This is a genomic window from Methyloprofundus sp. (assembly GCF_965251085.1).
Taxonomy (GTDB): Bacteria; Pseudomonadota; Gammaproteobacteria; order Methylococcales; family Methylomonadaceae; genus Methyloprofundus.
Window position 1 is genome coordinate 1,715,255 of record NZ_OZ252594.1, and the last position, 18,916, is coordinate 1,734,170.

At 40.1% G+C, this 18,916-nt stretch carries 16 protein-coding genes; 7 read left to right on the forward strand and 9 right to left on the reverse strand.

Annotated features, from left to right (window positions below; all coding sequences use genetic code 11):
* Positions 1 to 313: 313 nt before the first annotated feature.
* Entirely contained in the window at positions 314 to 1,456 is a 1,143-nt protein-coding gene (locus tag ACQY3F_RS07850) for an aminotransferase class V-fold PLP-dependent enzyme (RefSeq protein WP_428354316.1), read from the forward strand.
* Positions 1,457 to 1,899: 443 nt separating this feature from the next.
* Positions 1,900 to 2,622 carry an orotidine-5'-phosphate decarboxylase gene (gene pyrF / locus ACQY3F_RS07855; protein ID WP_428354317.1) on the forward strand — a complete coding sequence of 241 codons (723 nt, stop codon included), beginning with the start codon at positions 1,900 to 1,902 and terminating at the stop codon, positions 2,620 to 2,622.
* Positions 2,623 to 2,704: 82 nt separating this feature from the next.
* On the opposite strand, the gene ACQY3F_RS07860 is transcribed toward pyrF, so the two are convergent.
* From ACQY3F_RS07860 to ACQY3F_RS07870, 3 genes are all read right to left on the reverse strand, one after another.
* Entirely contained in the window at positions 2,705 to 4,030 is a 1,326-nt protein-coding gene (locus ACQY3F_RS07860; RefSeq protein WP_428354318.1) for an N-acetylmuramoyl-L-alanine amidase, read from the reverse strand.
* Positions 4,031 to 4,500: 470 nt separating this feature from the next.
* Positions 4,501 to 5,190, reverse strand: coding sequence for an MliC family protein (locus tag ACQY3F_RS07865; protein ID WP_428354319.1), 690 nt, complete (start codon positions 5,188 to 5,190; stop codon positions 4,501 to 4,503).
* A 190-nt stretch (positions 5,191 to 5,380) separates the two neighbouring features.
* Positions 5,381 to 5,728 carry a hypothetical protein gene (locus tag ACQY3F_RS07870; protein ID WP_428354320.1) on the reverse strand — a complete coding sequence of 116 codons (348 nt, stop codon included), beginning with the start codon at positions 5,726 to 5,728 and terminating at the stop codon, positions 5,381 to 5,383.
* A 164-nt stretch (positions 5,729 to 5,892) separates the two neighbouring features.
* Between ACQY3F_RS07870 and ACQY3F_RS07875 the strand changes: the two genes are divergently transcribed.
* Positions 5,893 to 6,357, forward strand: a complete 465-nt coding sequence (locus ACQY3F_RS07875; RefSeq protein ID WP_428353027.1) for a hypothetical protein — start codon at positions 5,893 to 5,895, stop codon at positions 6,355 to 6,357.
* A 59-nt stretch (positions 6,358 to 6,416) separates the two neighbouring features.
* Positions 6,417 to 8,150, forward strand: a complete 1,734-nt coding sequence (locus tag ACQY3F_RS07880) for a putative transposase (RefSeq protein WP_428354321.1) — start codon at positions 6,417 to 6,419, stop codon at positions 8,148 to 8,150.
* Positions 8,151 to 8,179: 29 nt separating this feature from the next.
* Here ACQY3F_RS07880 and ACQY3F_RS07885 read toward each other — a convergent pair whose 3' ends face one another.
* The 6 genes from ACQY3F_RS07885 to rluC form a co-directional block, all read right to left on the reverse strand.
* Positions 8,180 to 8,425, reverse strand: coding sequence for a hypothetical protein (locus ACQY3F_RS07885; RefSeq protein ID WP_428354322.1), 246 nt, complete (start codon positions 8,423 to 8,425; stop codon positions 8,180 to 8,182).
* 188 nt (positions 8,426 to 8,613) lie between these two features.
* Positions 8,614 to 9,618 carry an IS630 family transposase gene (locus ACQY3F_RS07890; RefSeq protein WP_428353111.1) on the reverse strand — a complete coding sequence of 335 codons (1,005 nt, stop codon included), beginning with the start codon at positions 9,616 to 9,618 and terminating at the stop codon, positions 8,614 to 8,616.
* A 240-nt stretch (positions 9,619 to 9,858) separates the two neighbouring features.
* The gene (locus tag ACQY3F_RS07895) at positions 9,859 to 10,590 is read right to left on the reverse strand and encodes a type III pantothenate kinase (protein ID WP_428354323.1); all 732 of its coding nucleotides are present in this window, start codon (positions 10,588 to 10,590) and stop codon (positions 9,859 to 9,861) included.
* Positions 10,587 to 11,582, reverse strand: a complete 996-nt coding sequence (birA, locus tag ACQY3F_RS07900; RefSeq protein ID WP_428354324.1) for a bifunctional biotin--[acetyl-CoA-carboxylase] ligase/biotin operon repressor BirA — start codon at positions 11,580 to 11,582, stop codon at positions 10,587 to 10,589. The genes ACQY3F_RS07895 and birA overlap by 4 nt, the downstream gene beginning before the upstream one ends.
* A gap of 256 nt (positions 11,583 to 11,838) precedes the next feature.
* Complete coding sequence (locus ACQY3F_RS07905) at positions 11,839 to 12,822, reverse strand: S49 family peptidase (protein WP_428354325.1); 984 nt, start codon at positions 12,820 to 12,822, stop codon at positions 11,839 to 11,841.
* Between the two features lie 394 nt (positions 12,823 to 13,216).
* Positions 13,217 to 14,170, reverse strand: a complete 954-nt coding sequence (gene rluC, locus ACQY3F_RS07910; protein WP_428354326.1) for a 23S rRNA pseudouridine(955/2504/2580) synthase RluC — start codon at positions 14,168 to 14,170, stop codon at positions 13,217 to 13,219.
* 675 nt (positions 14,171 to 14,845) lie between these two features.
* Here rluC and ACQY3F_RS07915 point away from each other — a divergent pair.
* From ACQY3F_RS07915 to infA, 3 genes are all read left to right on the forward strand, one after another.
* On the forward strand, positions 14,846 to 16,996 hold the full coding sequence (locus ACQY3F_RS07915) for an Rne/Rng family ribonuclease (RefSeq protein WP_428354327.1): 2,151 nt from the start codon (positions 14,846 to 14,848) through the stop codon (positions 16,994 to 16,996).
* Positions 16,997 to 17,097: 101 nt separating this feature from the next.
* Entirely contained in the window at positions 17,098 to 18,294 is a 1,197-nt protein-coding gene (locus tag ACQY3F_RS07920) for an ISAzo13 family transposase (protein WP_428353685.1), read from the forward strand.
* 400 nt (positions 18,295 to 18,694) lie between these two features.
* Positions 18,695 to 18,913 (forward strand): translation initiation factor IF-1, encoded by a 219-nt coding sequence (gene infA / locus ACQY3F_RS07925; RefSeq protein ID WP_221896218.1) that lies wholly within the window; start codon positions 18,695 to 18,697, stop codon positions 18,911 to 18,913.
* Positions 18,914 to 18,916 lie beyond the last annotated feature (3 nt).

Below are 18,916 nucleotides of genomic sequence, written 5' to 3' on the forward strand. Positions count from 1 at the left end.
GTAACCAATAATTTAGATTAGTGGAGTATAGAAGTTGTGTCAATAAAATAACAAGTAAAGCTTATACTCAGTGAAGACATATTTTATGGTGGACAGATAATTCTGTAACTGAAAGTATTTACGATATGTTTATTATAAGCAGTAACAATATCTTTAATTTAACATAATATACATTATGCGAAGTCATAAGTGTCTTTTCATAAGCTATAGATATGAAACTCACATTATTAATTTATGCTCATATATTACACAGTGGTAAAATTAACATCGTTCTAAAAACGTAACATCAGTAAATATCGTTATACAATTAACCATGAGACATCCTGAATTTCCCTTATCCGCTGAACTTATTTATCTTAACCATGCAGCTGTTGCTCCCTGGCCTAAACGAACCAGTGATGCCGTTTGTGCATTCGCGCAACAAAATACTGTGTACGGATCATTATTTTATTTAGACTGGATAAAAAAAGAAGCTGAATTGCGTAAACAGTTAAAGGAATTAATAAATGCGTCCAGTGTAGCTGATATTGCTTTAGTTAAAAATACTTCGGAAGCTCTGTCATTTGTGGCCTATGGTTTAGCTTGGCAAGCTGGGGATAATATCGTTTCCAGCAATGAAGAGTTTCCATCAAATCGTATCGTCTGGCAATCCTTAGATGATCAAGGTGTTGAATTTCGCGAAGCTGAACTCTCAAGTGCGGCAACGCCTGAAGATGCGTTATTTGCATTAGTTGATGAACGTACCCGTTTAATGACTATTAGCTCTATCCAGTTTGCCAGTGGTTTACGTCTGGATATAGATAGAATCGGCCAGTTTTGCAAAGACAATAATATTTTGTTCTGTGTAGATGCCATTCAAAGCATAGGCGCCGTACAATTTGACGTACAAAAATGTCAGGCCGATTTTGTGATGGCCGACGGACATAAATGGATGCTGGGACCTGAAGGTTTGGGAGTATTTTATACGAGCCCTGCTGCACGAGAAACATTAAAGCTAAGCCAATATGGTTGGCATATGATGGAAAACACGCATAATTACGAAAATAAGCCCTGGAAGGTTCATCCGTCTGCGCAGCGTTTTGAATGTGGTAGTCCAAATACATTAGGTGTTCATGCCCTATCTGCCAGTTTATCTTTATTACTGGAAACAAGCATGGCATCTGTAGAAAAGCAGGTTCTGGATAATGCGCGCTATTTAATGCAAGCGATACAATCCTGCCCGTATTTACAGTTATTAACTGATTCCAAGTCCACCCTGCAATCTGGTATTGTAGTTTTTAAGCACAAGCATATCAGTAAAGAAACTTTATATAAGTATCTACAGAAAAATCATGTTGTGTGTGCCATGCGTGGCGAAGGGATTAGGTTTTCAGCGCATTTTTATAATTCCAGTGAAGAACTGGATAAAGCCATTGCATTAATTCCAGAAAGTATTACAAATCAAGCTGGAAAATAAGCACAACTAATGCTCTTAACCCGATTACATAGGTTAAAATAAAGTAAACAATGTTCACGAAATAAAATCTACAACAAGTAATGGACGCGGGATCTTTGGTCCCGCCATTTGCATGCGCGACTAAACAGACTGTGAAAGTATTGTTCTTTTAGCCTCCTCCCTAGAGAAGGACAATTGAGGGGCAATGTTGTTGACTTAAGCCCTCTCTTGCTGGAGAGGGTTGGGTGAGGAGAATAAAATCATGCATTGATAATCCCCTCATCCCAACCTTCTCCCTCTGGAGAAGGAGATTATTCTTAAGTCAATTAGCTCCTCCTTGATAAGGAGATAATTGATGAATACTTTCACAGTCTCTAAAGATCTCGCTGCCAAGTGGACTAAGTAATTTTGCGTACATTCCTTAGTGTTAACCCCTACTATATTTAAACAAAATCCCGATACATATGACTCAACTCAATATTTCGACTAAACCTATCCCGACAAACGAACGACTCATTATGGCACTGGATTTTCCCAGTATTGCAGAGGCGCAGGCCTTAGTTGAGGAACTTGGTGATTCAGTGGTTTTCTACAAAGTAGGCATGGAAATATTTATGTCGGGAGACTATTTCGCCTTTATTGAATGGTTAAAAGCCAGAAATAAAAAAATATTTGTCGATCTAAAGTTTTTTGATATTCCCGCTACTGTCGGCCGAGCTATCAAAGCACTTAGCAGCAAAGGTGTCGATATGGCAACGATTCATGGCAATGATTCGATGATGCAGGCGGCAACTCAGGAAAAAGGTGATTTAAAAGTTCTGGCTGTTACGGCTCTAACCAGTCTGGATCGAGGCGATCTTGATGACCTGGGTTTTGAGTGTGATGTGCAACAGTTAGTTCTTTCACGCGCCAAACGAGCATTAGCTATTGGCTGTGACGGCATTGTTTCTTCAGGACTGGAAGTCCCCATGCTACGCGAAAACCTGGATCATAAATTACTGGTGATTACCCCGGGAGTACGCCCGGTCGATAATCGTGTAGAAGATGATCAAAAGCGGGTGGTAACTGTAGAACAGGCTTTTCAGAATGGTGCAGACTATATCGTGATTGGTCGCCCGATTCGTGATGCAGATAATAGCAAAGCCATGGCTGATAAAATTCAGCTGCAAATTGCGTCACAGTTTTAAATTTTAGGCTATATCATTTAGAAAGACTAAGTGAGTAGCTTGCTTGTAGGGATAGCACTTATAACCTCAGTCTTAAAACGTGTTAAATTCCAACTGGAATAGATAACATCTGCCCTACCCTAATATTATTGTTTTTTGATATTGTATTTGCTTTTTTTAGTTGATCTAAAGTCAGTCCGTATTGCAAGGCAATGCCTAATAAAGTTTCACCTTTAGAAATTTGATGGACACTGTTGTCAGTATTTATTGCCATATTACTGGCTACAGTATGCTTGCCGGCATAAGCCATGATACCTTTTTTAATAGCTTGCGCCATTTTCAATTGATATTTACTACTGTTTAAACGGCGCTCTTCCTGTGGGTTGGAAATAAACGCAGTTTCCACCAAAATTGAAGGAATATCTGGGGATTTCAATACCATAAACCCGGCTTTTTGTACTTTATGTGAATGCAAATCACCAATATTTCTAAAATTCTTTAATACTTCTTTGGCTACAAGCTGGCTAATATCCTGTGAAGCGGTCTGCGATAAGTCGAGCAATACCGAGGCAAGAATATCATCTTTATCATCCAGGCTAACCCCACCAATTAAATCTGCTGCATTCTCATGTTTTGCCAACCAGCGAGCTGCTTCACTTGACGCACCTCTACGAGACAAAGTGAAAACCGAAGCTCCTGTTACTTTCGAATTTTTGAAAGCATCTGCATGGATAGAAACAAATAGGTCAGCATTCGCCTTTCTGGCGATTTTCATGCGATCGCGCAAACTGACATAATAGTCCCCTTTGCGCACCATAATTGCTTTCATTCCGGGTTGTTTATTAATTAAGCTAGCTAGTTTACTGGCTATTTGAAAGACAACCTTTTTTTCCAGTGTGCCACGTTTGCCTCTAGCACCGGAGTCCTTGCCGCCATGACCCGCGTCAACAGCAACTATAAAGGGTTTAGCACCACTGCGATAAGTATTAATGGATGGTTTTTTTCTATAGCTTTTTGTTTTAGTGACGACACGCTTATTTTTTACAGGTAAGTCAATAACGATTCTAGGTCCTTTGTTTTTATTGGCGCGTAAGACAAAGCTTTTAGGCGTGACCGATTCCTGCAAATCAATAACCACTCGCAGATCTGTTTTGTTGCGATGTGCGGTGCGTAACCCGCTCAATAATGGATGGTTTTTTTCTGGCTGGCTGAGATTTTGTTCTAAATACGAATTAGTGAAATCAATAACTAATCTGTCCGGCTTTGATAATCGAAAAACCTTGTGGTTAGGAATTGCAGACACATCAAAGACTAAGCGCGTATTATCGCCGGTAGAACTAATACGTAATGTCTTGATTTTAGTTTGCGCTGCAAAGCCGACCGAGATACTTAAAATCGTCAGAATAACTAAAATACTTAATTTGCGCATATCTCCTCCTACTGCTATAATCTAAATTAGATTATAGCAGTAGGTGGTTGTTTTTTCATGAATAAAGTAAATTTATTTATGTTATTTATGTTATGTCGCTAATAATAAATAAATCTTGTTTTAGATTCCCCATAAACTTCAGTAATACTGAGGAGCAAGGATTATAGGTTAAACAAGGTCTATGTTGTAAATATTTAGTAGTATCAATTAGTTAAAATCAAGATAACTACTCAGACATGCTGAGTAGTTACAGCAAAATAAACACAAGGATGGGCAAAGGGCTTCATCCGTGCCCATCAACGAAAACATGATGGGCACGTCGTACCTACTTTGATCATCCTACAAAACGCTTGTTCTATTATGATATTTATTATCAAATACCTGCTTCTCTGGTGCCTGGCTGGAAATATACAATCTATTTTTGTAACTACTCAGATACGCTGAGTAGTTACAAATTAGGTATCATTAATTTAATGTAAGGACTTGCCACATCCTTTGAATGACTTTTCATTAAGTACGATGGTAACGGTTGATTCATAAGTATCGTCACTCATAGTGTCCTGACAGCTTATGCCTAAAATAGTCACCGATAGTGTATGTTCCTTTTCCTGGGCTGTATAAACCGTCGTTCGCGTAGCTTGGTCCGTTGTTTGCTGCGTAGTGCTAAAAGTATGGCTGATTCCACCATAATTACGGGTAAATATCAGTTTCTTATCGTGCATAATTTCTAAATGCCAGCCTGGCTCATTACCTACTGCTCGAAAATCTGCACCTTTTAGCTTGGCATGCTCCCAGATTGCTTTACCCGGGTTATTAATACAATTCTTGTAAACTGCAGTGCCTGTTTCGAGCATTGCAGTATTTCCCTTGCTCCAGAAAATATTCTGACCATCCGAGTATTTAGTACCTGATGCGGAAGATATTTTAGGGAGACCCAATGTTCCTTCGCGAAGAAATAGCCAGGCCATTCTGCCTTCGATATTGACTGTAATTTCATAACCATTTTGACATTCATAGACATAAGTTGCAGGTCTTTTTGTTTGCACTGGCAACAGAGCGGGATCTATCTCGGATTGCTGATTAAAAATATTTAAGCTACATGCGTTTAACAAAATGCTTAAGGTGAAAATTAAAAATAGTTTAAACTCAATTTTTTTCATGCTATTTTCCTGAAATATTATGCTTGCCTGCTAAGTACCCAAGCATAATTAATTCAACATTTTACTTGTCTTTTTTCTCATTTTCAGCGTTGCATAAAGAGTTGCGTAGCCAGCTATGCGCCTATTTATGCGCCTTGAAAATGAAAAAAAATCCTGCGTAAAATTTGTTAAATTAATTATGCTTGGGTACTTATAAGCAATTAGCGTCTTTATCTATAAAATTTGCAAAGCTCTGTTCAAAGTCAGAGATTTTCTGTTTTTGCTGTGCGCTTATAGTTACCTGAGTAATATTATGTGTTTGCCAGCTAGGGACTACATCCAGTTCTTCTGTTGTTTGCTGGGCATATTGCTGTTTTGCAAACAGGGCTTTATCGGATGAACTAAATAAACCGAGTGAAATCCGCCATTTGAATTGCCCTTTTTTAAACATCCACAAATCGGTAATACCTTGTTGTTTTAGTATATCCCGGCGGTTTTTTGCAAGTTGCAAATCATCAGTAGGTAATGTCAACACTAGATAGCTACTAATATCAGACATCTTGATTCGCTATCCTGAAAGAAATCCATTAAAACTTAAACTAGGCAATATAATTAAAGGGTTAGGGAATTATTGTCAAATGATTGATATTTTCAGCTAAAGAAATGAAAATGGTACTCATTTAGGTTAAACTAAGCCCTCATATCATACGAGGTATTCAATTAATGCAGCAACTCATGCTCCCAATAATTCCTCAGGGTACGACTATTATAAATGGTCAGGTCAGTGTTGATAACCGAAATGATGAGTGGTTTTATTTCCTCGGCGGTATCCCGATCTATTCTCACCAGGCTGACAATAAGAGATTATTTAGACTTCACACCTCTCAACTCATCAATACCGGTTCCTGTCGTTCAATCGATATTATTACAACCTTTGGTGTCTCTAAAAGTAGTGTTATGCGCTCATTAAGGCAACTACGAGAAAAAGGGGCTGATTCGTTTTTTGAACCTCGCCCGACTCGCAAGGGAGGACCACTCTTTACGCTTGAGGTTTTGCAGCAAGCTCAGGAATATCTGGATCAAGGTATGACGCCTAACGAAGCCGCTAAAGAATTAGGCATCCGGGCAGATACCTTTCGCAAGGCGATCAGTGATGGACGTTTAAAAAAAAGTCTGCCGCATCAATAGACCCCAATGATGGCAGTACCAAATCAGCCCGTGATATTATAGATGCCAATGCAGCCGATGTGCTTGGTACGGCCTGCACTCGAGTAGAAGAGCGAATCCAGGCTGCTTTGGGTGAGCAGGAAAAGGGAGCCTCAATCGAATTCGAATCCTGTTTAGATGTTCCTAAAGGCGGTGTGTTATGTGCATTGCCCGCGTTACTTGGCAATGGCTTATTAAATGACATTGAGCGCCACCTGGGCAAACTGACAGGTTACTATCAAACCTTTCATATTCTATTGCTACTCGCCTTTATGGGGCTATGTCGCATCAAAAATGCCGAACAACTTCGCGAGCATGCACCGGGTGAATTCGGAAAACTACTTGGCCTGGATCGGGCTCCCGAAGTGCGTTGTTTAAGATCCAAAGTAAAAGGACTGGCTGAACCAAAATCAGTCGAAAGCTGGGCGGCCGACCTCAGTCGACAATGGATGGAAAATGAACCAGAGGCAGCAGGAACACTCTACATAGATGGTCATGTCCGTGTCTATCATGGACACTTGACTAAACTTCCCAAACGGCATGTTTCACGCGAAAAACTCTGCTTACGGGGTATCACCGACTACTGGGTTAATGATGGTACGGGGCGTCCCTTCTTTGTCGTTGAAAAAACGGTGGATCCGGGCTTACTAAAAACGCTGGAAGAAGATATCGTCCCCCGATTACTCAAAGACATTCCGAATCAACCGAGTGCACAAGCATTACAGCAAAACAAACAAGCCTGTCGTTTTATCCTGGTGTTTGATAGAGAAGGCTATAGCCCCGCATTCTTTAGAAAGATGTGGGACAAGCATCGTGTCGCTTGCATGACCTATCATAAATTTCCCACCGAAAATTGGCCACTGGACAATTTTTCCAGTCAGGAGATCACCCTACCGAGTGGTGAAAAAGTCATCATGAAACTCGCCGAACGAGGCAGTCTGGTTGGAACTGGAAAACAGGCGATGTGGATGAGAGAAGTGCGCAAGTTGACTGATTCTGGTCACCAAACCAGTATTATTACCACAGCCTATGAACTAGAATTGACGGCTGTTTCTGGGCGAATGTTTAGCCGGTGGTGCCAAGAGAACTTTTTTAGATATATGAAGCACCACTATGGGCTAGGCATGCTACAGGAGTATGGAATAGAGCCACTATCCGATACCCAAAAGGTGGTCAACCCTGATAGGCGCCAACAGGAAGGACAGCGTAATTCGATACAATCCAAACTCAATTACCGTCTATCTCGATTTGCAGCGATGGAACTTCATCCGGTGATTAAAAAAGATGAAACGGAAGATGTGAAATACAAGAAATGGGAAAGAAAACGAGCAGAATTACTCGAAGAAATAGAGCATTATGAAAATGAACTAAAAACCATCAAGGAAAAACTAAGCCAAACGCCCAAACACATTACCTGGCAAGAGTTGAGAGACGAAGATAAGTTCGAACAGCTTCTGCCAGGGAAAAAGCGGCTGATAGATACTGTCAACATGATCGCTTATCGGGCAGAAACAGCAATGGCCGCTCTGCTAACCTCACCGACAATCGACTTTCCGATGGCAAGGCAACTATTACAAACGCTGTTTGTGACAGAAGCAGATATATTACCCGATAAAGTAAAAAAACAACTTCGGATACGTGTGCATAGTACTTCCCGACCTGCAAGTAATAAAGCAATAGAAAAGTTATTTGAACAACTCAATCAAACGGAACTCAACTATCCAGGAACCGATCTGCGCTTAATTTATGAGCTGACTTCATCCGCAAAAAATTAGGAAATGGTCTCAAATTAGTTTCGTCTGAATCAAGATGTCTGAATATACGGAACTTCCTGACTGTTAAAGGTCAAAGTATAGTTTTTCTCAGCCTGACGATTACTGGGGTTGACAAATTCATCCTGGGTGACCGTCTTTATTAATTGATAACATGCACTCATCGTTTCAATATCACCCATGCGCTCAAACTCTATCGCACTTGTTTCCTCATTCTTATTTAAGGACGTTTGTTGTTCTAACTGAGGTTTGGGGAATTGCTCAACGACTGGCCCCATAAAATCACTAGATTCTGCAATTGTATCCTCGGTATCTGATAGCTTATCTAGGCTGGTTGACTTTAACTGTCTTGGCCCGACAAATGCGACGACTACGTTTTCTGGCTCTTGTATTGCTGTTCCTGAATCAGCTTGATTAGAAGTCGCAACCGTGTTGGTAAGTACCCATGCAAAATTAATTTAACCTTTTATGCAAACTCTACTTTGTAATTCTTTCCAATATTAGACAGCACCTTAAATAATTCTTCCTGAAGAGAGGCATAGGATTCATAAGCTGAAAAAGGAAGCCATTCGTATTTTATTTTACGCCATATAATCTCGATAATATTTAACTCGGGTGAGTATGGCGGTATACGGTAAATGGATAGGTTTTTTTCTTTCCACCTTTCAAGGTTTTCATTAAATTCATTACTCGTATGAGTCGATGCATTATCAATAATAAGAGTTGTTGGTTTTTTAATCTGTTTAGCAAATTCATCAATACAAGCCACAACAACCGAAGTGTTTACACTCCCTTCAAAAACAAAAGAATCAAACCTGCAATCTCTGTTAACAAAACCTAATACATTAAGACGCTTGCTGTTTGAGCTTGGTATTTCAATCGTCTCACCTGACTGTTGCCAAGCATAAGGAACACAGGGTTCTAGTGTAAACCCCGACTCATCAAAGTAGCACAAATCAAGTTCATTCTCTTTATGTTGTTGTATTAATTCTTTTATTTCATCGGTTGCCAAATCAAATTTATCTTGATTACGCTTTATCCTTAAGGATTTTCTAACTCGTTTCCAAACAAGATCAGCTTGTTTACAAATACGTTTTATAGTATCAATGCTAACTGAAATGCCTAGATCTTCTTCAAATTTTGCTAGTACTGATTTTAATGATCTAGGAGATTTTTCAACTCTCTGGACTAAGCTTATTTGTTGTTTTTCAGTTAAAATACCTCGCCGTCCTCTTCCCTGACAGTCAACCAATCCATCGATTCCATTCTTTTCCCAGTTAGAAAACCAAGTGGAAACAGTTTGGCGGCATACGTTATAAATAGAACAAATCATGGGAACAGAATGCTCTTTGAAACTTAATAAAATAGCATGAGCTCGACTTCTACTTAAATGAAGTGGATGGTTTTTATGCATCACATTTAAAGCAGTAATTTCTTCTGGGAGTAGGTGTTTTATATAGAGCACAAACATTTAGAGTCAGCAAAATAATTGTTTATTATGACACCTTTTTTCGTTAAATTAATTTTGCGTAAGTACTTAATAGGCTGTGCAGATATTTCGGGAGAGTTTGCTAAGACGATTATTTTTTTTGCATCACTTTCTGAATATTCAAAAGCTGGGGGTAAATAAATGCCAGGCGCTCCTTTGCGGTATTCCCACAAAAAAAAGGTGATATTGATTAATAAGCACAGAAAAAATACAAGTTTCACTCTATATCGACTCGTTAGCGATTAATGCCAGTCCTTTCAGTACCAGCCTAGCATCTATGATAGCGTCTAATTTTAAACTATCCGCCAAGTAGTTTGCATCACCACCGGTTAATATTAATTGTATGGGCTTCTTGAACTCAGCGATGCCCTGCTGAATAAAACCTTTAATTGCGCAAAGGTTACCATTATAAATAGCAGCTTCTGTATCATTGGCAAGGCCTAGAGGGTATTGCTCTGAAGCTATTTTTAAATTAGCTGTCCCCTTGGCTAAAGCCTGTTGCAGCAAGTTCAGGCCGGGCATAATCATCCCTCCCAAATGTTGGCCTTGCGCATCGACTATATCCAGAGTTATCGCAGACCCACTAGAAACAATGCAGACTGGGGCAGTATATTCATGAAAAGCGCCTAGTATTGCGAGCCAGCGATCCACGCCCAATTTGCTATAAATTGGATAAGCATTATGCACACCTTGCGCATATTTCTGCGTGCTGATTTCCTGCAGGCTAATATGTGGCCATAATTGCTCGGCAACGCGTATGACTTGCAGTTTTACACTTTCTGCACCGACGCAGGCAAGATAAATAGGACCTGGAGTATTTAACGGCTGCCAGGCTGCCAATAATTGTATTTCGATATTCGTACCAATATGCACCATGGCATGCATTTCTTCCAGTTGACCGGCTTGTTGCACAGCCCACTTTATACGTGTATTACCAATATCTATAAGTATCATGGTCGCCGAAAGCTGACTTCACCGGAAGCAAAGCTGCGAGTTTCCCCGGTCTCGGTCTGTAATAACAATAGGCCGTTATCATCAATACCCATCACAGTCCCCTCTATTTGTGTAGTGCCTATAAATAAGTTGACCTGCTGGCCCAGCATACAGTCAAACTGTCGCCACTGTTCCCTATATAAAGCAAAAGAAGCCAAGGTGTAGTTATTGGTAACGGCTATAAGCTGCTCAATTAAGCTTGCAAGGAATTGATTGCGTGAAAGTTGATGCGCGCTGCCTAGAATTTGCTGAATATCTACCCAGTCTTGCAAGATTTGAGCGCCTTCCTGCTCTGGCAGATAAAAATTGAGTCCTAATCCAATAACAGCATGGCAAGGGCCGTCAGACTCACCGGAGACTTCAACGAGTATGCCGCCCAGCTTTCTTTGCTGCCAATAGATATCATTTGGCCATTTTAATCCGGCATCATGAATGCCACATATTTTGAGTGTATTAATCACCGCTACACCAATAGCCAGACTCAGGCCGGATAAACTTGCGGGGCCTTGCTGGAATTTCCAGACGAGTGACGCGTAAACATTATGACCAAAGGGAGAAACCCATTGTTTACCACGCCGCCCTTTACCCGCTGTTTGTTGTTCAGCTAAACAACAAACAGCTGAAGTGTCAGAATTAGAATGACTTAAAGCGAGCAGATAACGATTGGTAGAGTCTATTTGGTCATGAATTTCTAGTTCAACCAGGCTTTGCCTGGTTTCAGGACTTAGAAGGCTGAATATACACGCATGATCCAGTAGCTCAATTGCTGCTTGCAGGCGATAGCCTTTGCCATTAACTGCAGTTACTTCTATGCCCAGCTCTTCCAGGCCATTAATTTGTTTCCAGATAGCTGAACGACTCAGGCCTAACTGTTCCGCTAGTTCAGTCCCAGAATGAAACAGCCCATCACTTAATATCTGTAATAAACGTTTTTTGTTTGCTGAAAATTGCACTGGGGCTCTTATTAATTTTTAAAGACTTTGCTATGTAATGCTACCTGATTACCCATAACTCTCAGCTATAATTCGTCATTCCTGCATGCTTCTAGCAGGAATCTAGTTGGTTAAGCATAGATTCCCGATAAAAGACTTCGGGAATGACGAGTTTGTTAACATGCTGATTATTCATGTTTAATTTTACTATGGCTGAGAGTCATACGGAATCAGGTAATGCTATAGAGCGGACTAAAGTCCGCTCCACCTGTATAATTTACTTCATCATCCATTGCTGGCCAATACTGCTAATAGACTGTGCAAAAGATGCACCCATTTTACTAGCAAGGCGATCAATTAAACGTTCCTGAACTGTAAAGTCCACCCGTTTTTTAGCCCCGATAATATCAGTCGCCACGCTATCATCAGTGCCATACTCATCCACTAAGCCAAATTTTATACCTTCCTCGCCAGTCCAGACTAAACCCGAAAAAGTATCCTCATTAATCTGCAAACGATCGCCACGGCCCTCTTTTACAGCAGTAATAAACTGCTGATGTACTTGTTCCAGAACAGCCTGCATATACTTCTTTTCACCTTCTTTCTCTGGAGAAAAAGGATCCATTAAAGCCTTATGAGAGCCTGCAGTGACTAATCGTCGTTCTATACCTAGTTTTTTCATGCTATCAACAAAGCCAAAGCCATCCATAAGAACGCCGATAGAACCTACCAGTGACGAAGGATTAACAAAAATTTTATCGACAGCTGAAACAATAAAATAACATCCTGATGCACAGACATCTGAAGCGACTGCGTAAATGGGCAAGTCAGGGTTGTCAGCCTTAATCTGGCGAATTTCATTATAAATATATGAAGATTGAACCGGGCTACCCCCGGGACTATTTACATGCAGGATAATTCCTTTAGTATCTTCATTTTTAACAGCGTTACGTAAGGATTTAATAATCGACTCTGCATTCGCTTCTTTGCCCTCTGCAATAATACCAGTGATATTTATAACAGCAGTATGTCCTTTTCCACCTTCATCACCCAGGCTTTGTTTCAGCGACGGATATAAACCCATGCCTAACAACACTGCCAGGTAAACAAACATTAAACTTTTAAAGAAAATACCCCAGCGTCTAGCACGGCGTTGTTCGGTGATAGCTGAAAAAGCAAGTTTTTCTATAGCTTCGCGCTCCCAGCCTTCATGCATGTCTTTTTTGGGCGTGGGGGATTCGTCCCATTGATTAGTACTCATGTCTGTGTCTCCTTATGTGGTGTGCTGCCTAGGAGGCTGTTCGAGAATAGAAAGTCTACTGCGGAAAAGCTGATTTTGGCCAGATCCCCCGATTATTTTCGTTAAAGAGCCTGCTATGCTCCTCTAATAATCGAAAAATCTGACTCAAAATAGCTTTCCCTCGCTACGGCTTCTATTCTCGGACAGCCTCCTAGCATAAATCATAGCGTCATTTCCTGATTGAACCTAGAAAACGTGAGCAACTGATTTTTCTAGGATTTTGTAACCCTGAAAAAAACGCAATACTGAGTTATTGTTGTATGGGCGTTATTGCCTATATTCAAGTGTGCTGGTCAGGAAATGTAATATGCGCTGATGATTGATGTTAGCAAATTGCATTTGTATTGCTGATAGACTATTGTTCTTTGTCTAACAAAGCTTGCAAATCGTCAGGTAATGGCGCAACTAATTTCATTATTTCGCCATTAACTGGATGGGCAAATTGTAATTTATGTGCGTGTAAGAATAAGCGTTTATAGCCACGCCGTCTAAAGCCTTTATTAATCTCATTTTCACCATAGCGGTCATCTCCGATAATGGCATGCCCAAGCCAGCCTGCATGTACCCTAATCTGATGCGTTCGACCGGTAAAAGGGGATGCTTCAACCAGTGTAGTATCATGATATAGGGCCATGCGTCTAAATAAAGTCTTGGAGGGTTTTCCAGAAGCACTGACTTTCACCATTCGCTCACCTCCCTGGCTGATATTTTTTAACAAAGGCTGATCAACCATTAATTTTTGTCTCTCCCACCTGCCATGCAATAAGGCTAAATAGTTTTTTTTGACGCCATCGCCTCTAAAATATTCGTGTAGCGTACGCAATGCACTGCGTTTTTTGGCGATAATTAAACAACCTGAAGTATCACGATCAAGTCGGTGGACTAACTCCAGAAAGCGACTGTCCGGGCGTAATTCACGTAAAGCTTCTATTACACCAGAACTAATGCCTGAACCACCGTGCACGGCAAATCCTGATGGCTTATTAATAACTAGAATAGCATCATCTTCAAATAAAATATCCCGCTTCAGTGCAGCAATAAGGTAGCCAGGTGCCGATATCAACTGCTTTTCTTCAGCAACTCTAATGGGTGGGATCCTAACGATATCACCCAGTTGTACTTTACGTTTTGCATCACAACGCCCCTTATTAATTCTTACTTCACCTTTACGTATAATGCGGTAAATACGGCTCTTAGGGACCCCTTTTAATAGTTTCATCAAGAAATTATCTAAACGCTGTCCTTCCTGCGCATCGGTAATTTCGATCAATTGAACCTTGGGAATAACTTTATTATCTTCTGATTTCATACACACATAATAGTGTAATCTACGCTGGCATTCTATAAGTTTATTACAATCGATCCAGTAACAGGTTATAATTGGTGAGTTATTGACTATATAGTATTGATATAGTCAATAGTCAGGGCTTGGTATTTATAGGGTCGCTATTCATTAATAATTCTTAATAGAAGAGCCACAAGGTTGGTTGAATAGTCACTGAAATAATAATAAAGCAAAATATAACAGATTTTGGGTTTTTTCGCTCGACCCGTGACGAGCGATAGTCGACCTGATGAAGGCCGAACGATAAAATAAGACCGTGTAATTCGCCTATCAATCCAGACTGTACGAAGTTTTGAAATATAACACCAGAGAGCGCTACCTACATGTTGGCCATGCTCCTGAACATGTGTTTTCAATTGAACAGTCAATCATTAGATTGAAAGCCATCATAATTATCGGTATTGCCATTATGCAATATCAACCGGTAAAATTATGCTGAGATAAACACCAAACTTTGAGTCTTTACTATAAACTTCTATACTGTGAAATAACCTATGGCGATTGCCATACGCTCACAACTGAAATTAATAGAAGGCCTATTGCACCTGTTTAACTATAAATCATAGCCAAAAACAGAATACCAGACAAAGTCTTATTTATCTTCTGCACGGAACATCAGCATCAAGCAAGGATAATTTAATGAAAAGAATGCTTATCAACGCGTCGCAGCCTGAAGAACTGCGTGTAGCATTGGTAGATGGTCAAAAGCTTTATGATTTTGACATAGAACACCCTTCACAAGAACAAAAAAAATCTAATATCTATAAAGGTATTGTCACTCGAATTGAACCCAGTCTTGAAGCTGCCTTTGTTAACTATGGCGTTGATAAACATGGTTTTTTACCGCTTAAAGAAGTTTCACCAAAAGCCGTAAATTCAGATGATCCGAATTTAAGTCGCGCAAAAATCAAAGAACTTTTAAAAGAAGGGCAAGAAGTTGTTGTCCAGATTGAAAAAGAAGAGCGTGGCAATAAAGGCGCTGCATTAACCACTTATATCAGTCTGGCAGGAACCTACCTGGTTTTAATGCCTGATAACCCCAAAGCTGGCGGCATTTCAAGGCGCATTGAGGGCGAAACACGTAATGAACTACGTGATGCAATGGATGGCCTGGAAGTTCCTGAGCATATGGGGCTTATAGTGCGTACTGCAGGTTGCGGCAAAAGCACTGAAGAATTGCAGTGGGATCTGAATTATTTACTACAATTATGGGAAGCGATTGACCGCTCTTCTAATGAGCAAAACAACCCGTTTCTTATTTTTCAGGAAAGCAATGTCATTATTCGTGCCTTACGCGACCATTTACGTGCAGACATTGATGAAATTCTGATTGATAAAGAATCCTCTTTTAAATTAGTGCATAATTTCCTTAAACAGGTAATGCCGCACTACCTTAAAAAGGCCAAATTATATACTGACGACGTGCCGCTGTTTAATCGCTATCAAATTGAAAGCCAGATTGAAACTGCATACAGCCGCGAAGTCCCCCTTCCTTCGGGTGGAGAACTGGTTATTGATCATACCGAAGCGCTTACTTCAGTAGATATTAACTCAGCACGCTCGACTAAAGGTAGCGATATTGAAGATACCGCACTTAATACCAATCTAGAAGCGGCAGATGAAATTGCTCGACAGTTAAGATTGCGTGATTTAGGTGGCTTGTTTGTTATCGATTTTATCGATATGCTAGCTAATAAAAATCAACGTGCAGTCGAAAATCGCTTAAGAGATGCTTTAAAAATTGACCGCGCACGCGTGCAAACCAGCCGCATTTCACGCTTTGGTTTGTTAGAGATGTCGCGCCAAAGATTGCGCCCTTCTCTTGGTGATACAACTCAACTTACCTGTCCTCGCTGTAATGGACAGGGCGAAATTCGTAATGTTGAATCTGTTGCTCTATCTGTCTTGCGTATTCTTGAAGAAGAAGCCATGAAAAGTGGCACAGATAAAGTTATTGCGCATTTACCAATAGAGTGCGCCACCTTCCTGCTGAATGAAAAACGCCCTTCAATTGATCAAATTGAATCACGCTTAAAAGTGCGTATCATAGTCTTGCCAAGCAAACACCTAGAAACACCGGCATATGATATAGAACGCATTAAATCAAAAGACGAAGAAGGGACAGAGGACACTGCCAGTTATACGCAGATTAAAGCAGAAGATAACGCTTTACCAGAATTTTCTCGACAAGCAGCTCCTAAGGCAGAACAAGCTGCAATTAAAGAGTTCTTGCCTGATGCTCCTGCACCAGTTCAAAATAAAAAAACCTCTGCTGGCTTGATTAGTCGCTTCTGGACTAAACTTATTGGTGTCTCATCGGATTCAGCCGTTGAAGAAGCTCCTGTAACAGCAGAAAAAAACACCAGACCAAGCAGAAATTCAGGCGACAAGCAGCAAGGACAAGGCAATCGTAAAAATTCTAATAATCGGAGAAATCCGAATAATAGAAATCGCAATAGAAATCCGAACAACCGCGATCGTAACAGTTCTCAAGGTAATAAACCTGCCGACAACAAAGAAAGCGTTCAAAAAGTTGCCCCGGTAAAAAATAACGAGCCTAAGGTTGAGGGCAATACCGAGTCTACTGAGGAGCCTAAGTCAAGAAATCAGAATCGAAAACCCAATCGTAGAGGTTATAATCGTAAGCCCAGAACTGCAAGACAAAGCACGGAAGATAATAAAGTCACTGACTCGACTTCAGCTGCTAAAGATAACGGCACAAATGCAAAACAGAGCGAAGTAAAAGAAACATCCGCGAATGTGGAAAAAAATAACGGACCTCAGTCTTAGGGAGATGGAAAGAAATAATCATCCAAACGAAGTAAGCTTGTGTCTCAATAATTTATAATAATGAATTCTGAATTTATTCTCACACTAGGCAGATAAGCTTGTTGATATTAACAGATAGCATTATAGGTTGGATTATAAATACAGCCCATCGTTTAAAAGGCTCGGTACGTCGTATATTCATGGCTGAAACGGTGGAGCTACTAGGCTCAGGTGGTGCAAGTATTGCTGAAGAAAAACTAGGATGGAATAGAGGCACTATCCGAAAAGGACAATATGAACTTGAAACTCAGCCCATAGAAGATAATTTTTCAGCGAGAGGGCGTAATAAAAGTGAAGAGCATTTTCCTCATCTACTTGATGACATAAAAAAAATTGCTGAACCGGAGTGTCAAACGGATCCCTCTTTTAATTCCTGTCGATTATATACCCGGCTAACGGCTAAAGAAGTTAGAAAACGTTTACTGGAGATTGATTATTACGATGAAAAAACATTACCTTGCTCAAAAACTATCAATACAAAATTAAATGACCTGAGTTACCATCCAAAAAAGGTACAAAAAACAAAGCCTCATAAGAAAATCAAGGAAACGGATGCAATTTTTGAACAAGTTCATTCAGTCAATGGAATGGCAGATATCAACCCAAAAGAGATTCGTATATCAATTGATGCCAAAGCAAGAATGAATATAGGAAATTTTTCACGGGGAGGACGAAATCGGGTTTTAACAAAAGCAGAGGATCATGATTTAGATGTTAAGGAAAAGTTAACTCCTTTTGGTTTTTATCTGCCTGAACATGATGATTTTTTCCTTTTCTTTACAGCAGGCTATGCCAGCAGTGATTTCATCGTTGACCGATTGGAAGAAATTTGGCCAGAAATTCAAGAAAAATATGGAGTAGATATTCTGACAATTAACGCTGACAATGGTATGGAGAACAGTAGCTCCAGAACTCAGTTTATAAAAAGGCTTGTGGAGTTTGCTGAAAAAAGCAACATAAAGATAAAACTGGCCTACTACCCTCCTTATCATAGTAAATATAACCCAATTGAACGAGTATGGGGAGCCTATGAAAATCATATTAGTGGCGACATAATGGATACAGTTGAAACAACTTTAAAATTTGCCAAAAGTATGACCTACAATGGCAAAGCACCTCTTGTTAAATTAACAGAAAAAATATATGAAACAGGAGTAAAGGTAGGTAAAAAAGCAATGAAGACGTATTATCAGTTTGTTGACCGAATGCCATCGTTGGAGAAATGGTTTTTGACCATTTCTCCTGGTTGTTCTGGATGATTATTTCTTTCCATCTCCCTTATGCAGCAAATTATCAAAAAAATATTGCTGAGGCTAAACCAGAACCAAAGACTGATAAGCCTGTAACTAATACAGAAGACTAAGGAACGTACCCGTATTAACTTCGACAACTAGCTTGCCTTTTTGTCCGTCTTCCGCATTGCAGAAATAGTTGCGTAGCTTGCTATGCGCCTGTTTCTGTGCCTTGAAGACGAATAAAAATTCTACGCTAGTTGCCGAACTTATTCCACTCACGTCCCTAAGCAGCGCGATAAAACAAAAAAGGGCCTGCACAGCCACAAGTCTGTGCAGGCCCTTTTTTGTTTTATCGCTGTCTTTAGTGAATGTTATCTGCTATTATTGATAAAATTTATAGACTACTTTAGAGCACAAGAGACACATGGCAAAAGAAGACCAGATTGAAATGGATGGTACGATTACCGAAACCCTCCCGAACACTATGTTTAGAGTTGAATTAGAAAATGGCCATGTAATCACGGCACATATTTCTGGAAAAATGCGTAAACATTACATCCGCATTCTGACGGGTGATAAAGTTAAAGTAGAGATGACACCTTATGATTTAACTAAAGGTCGTATTACATTCCGTATGCGCTAAGCC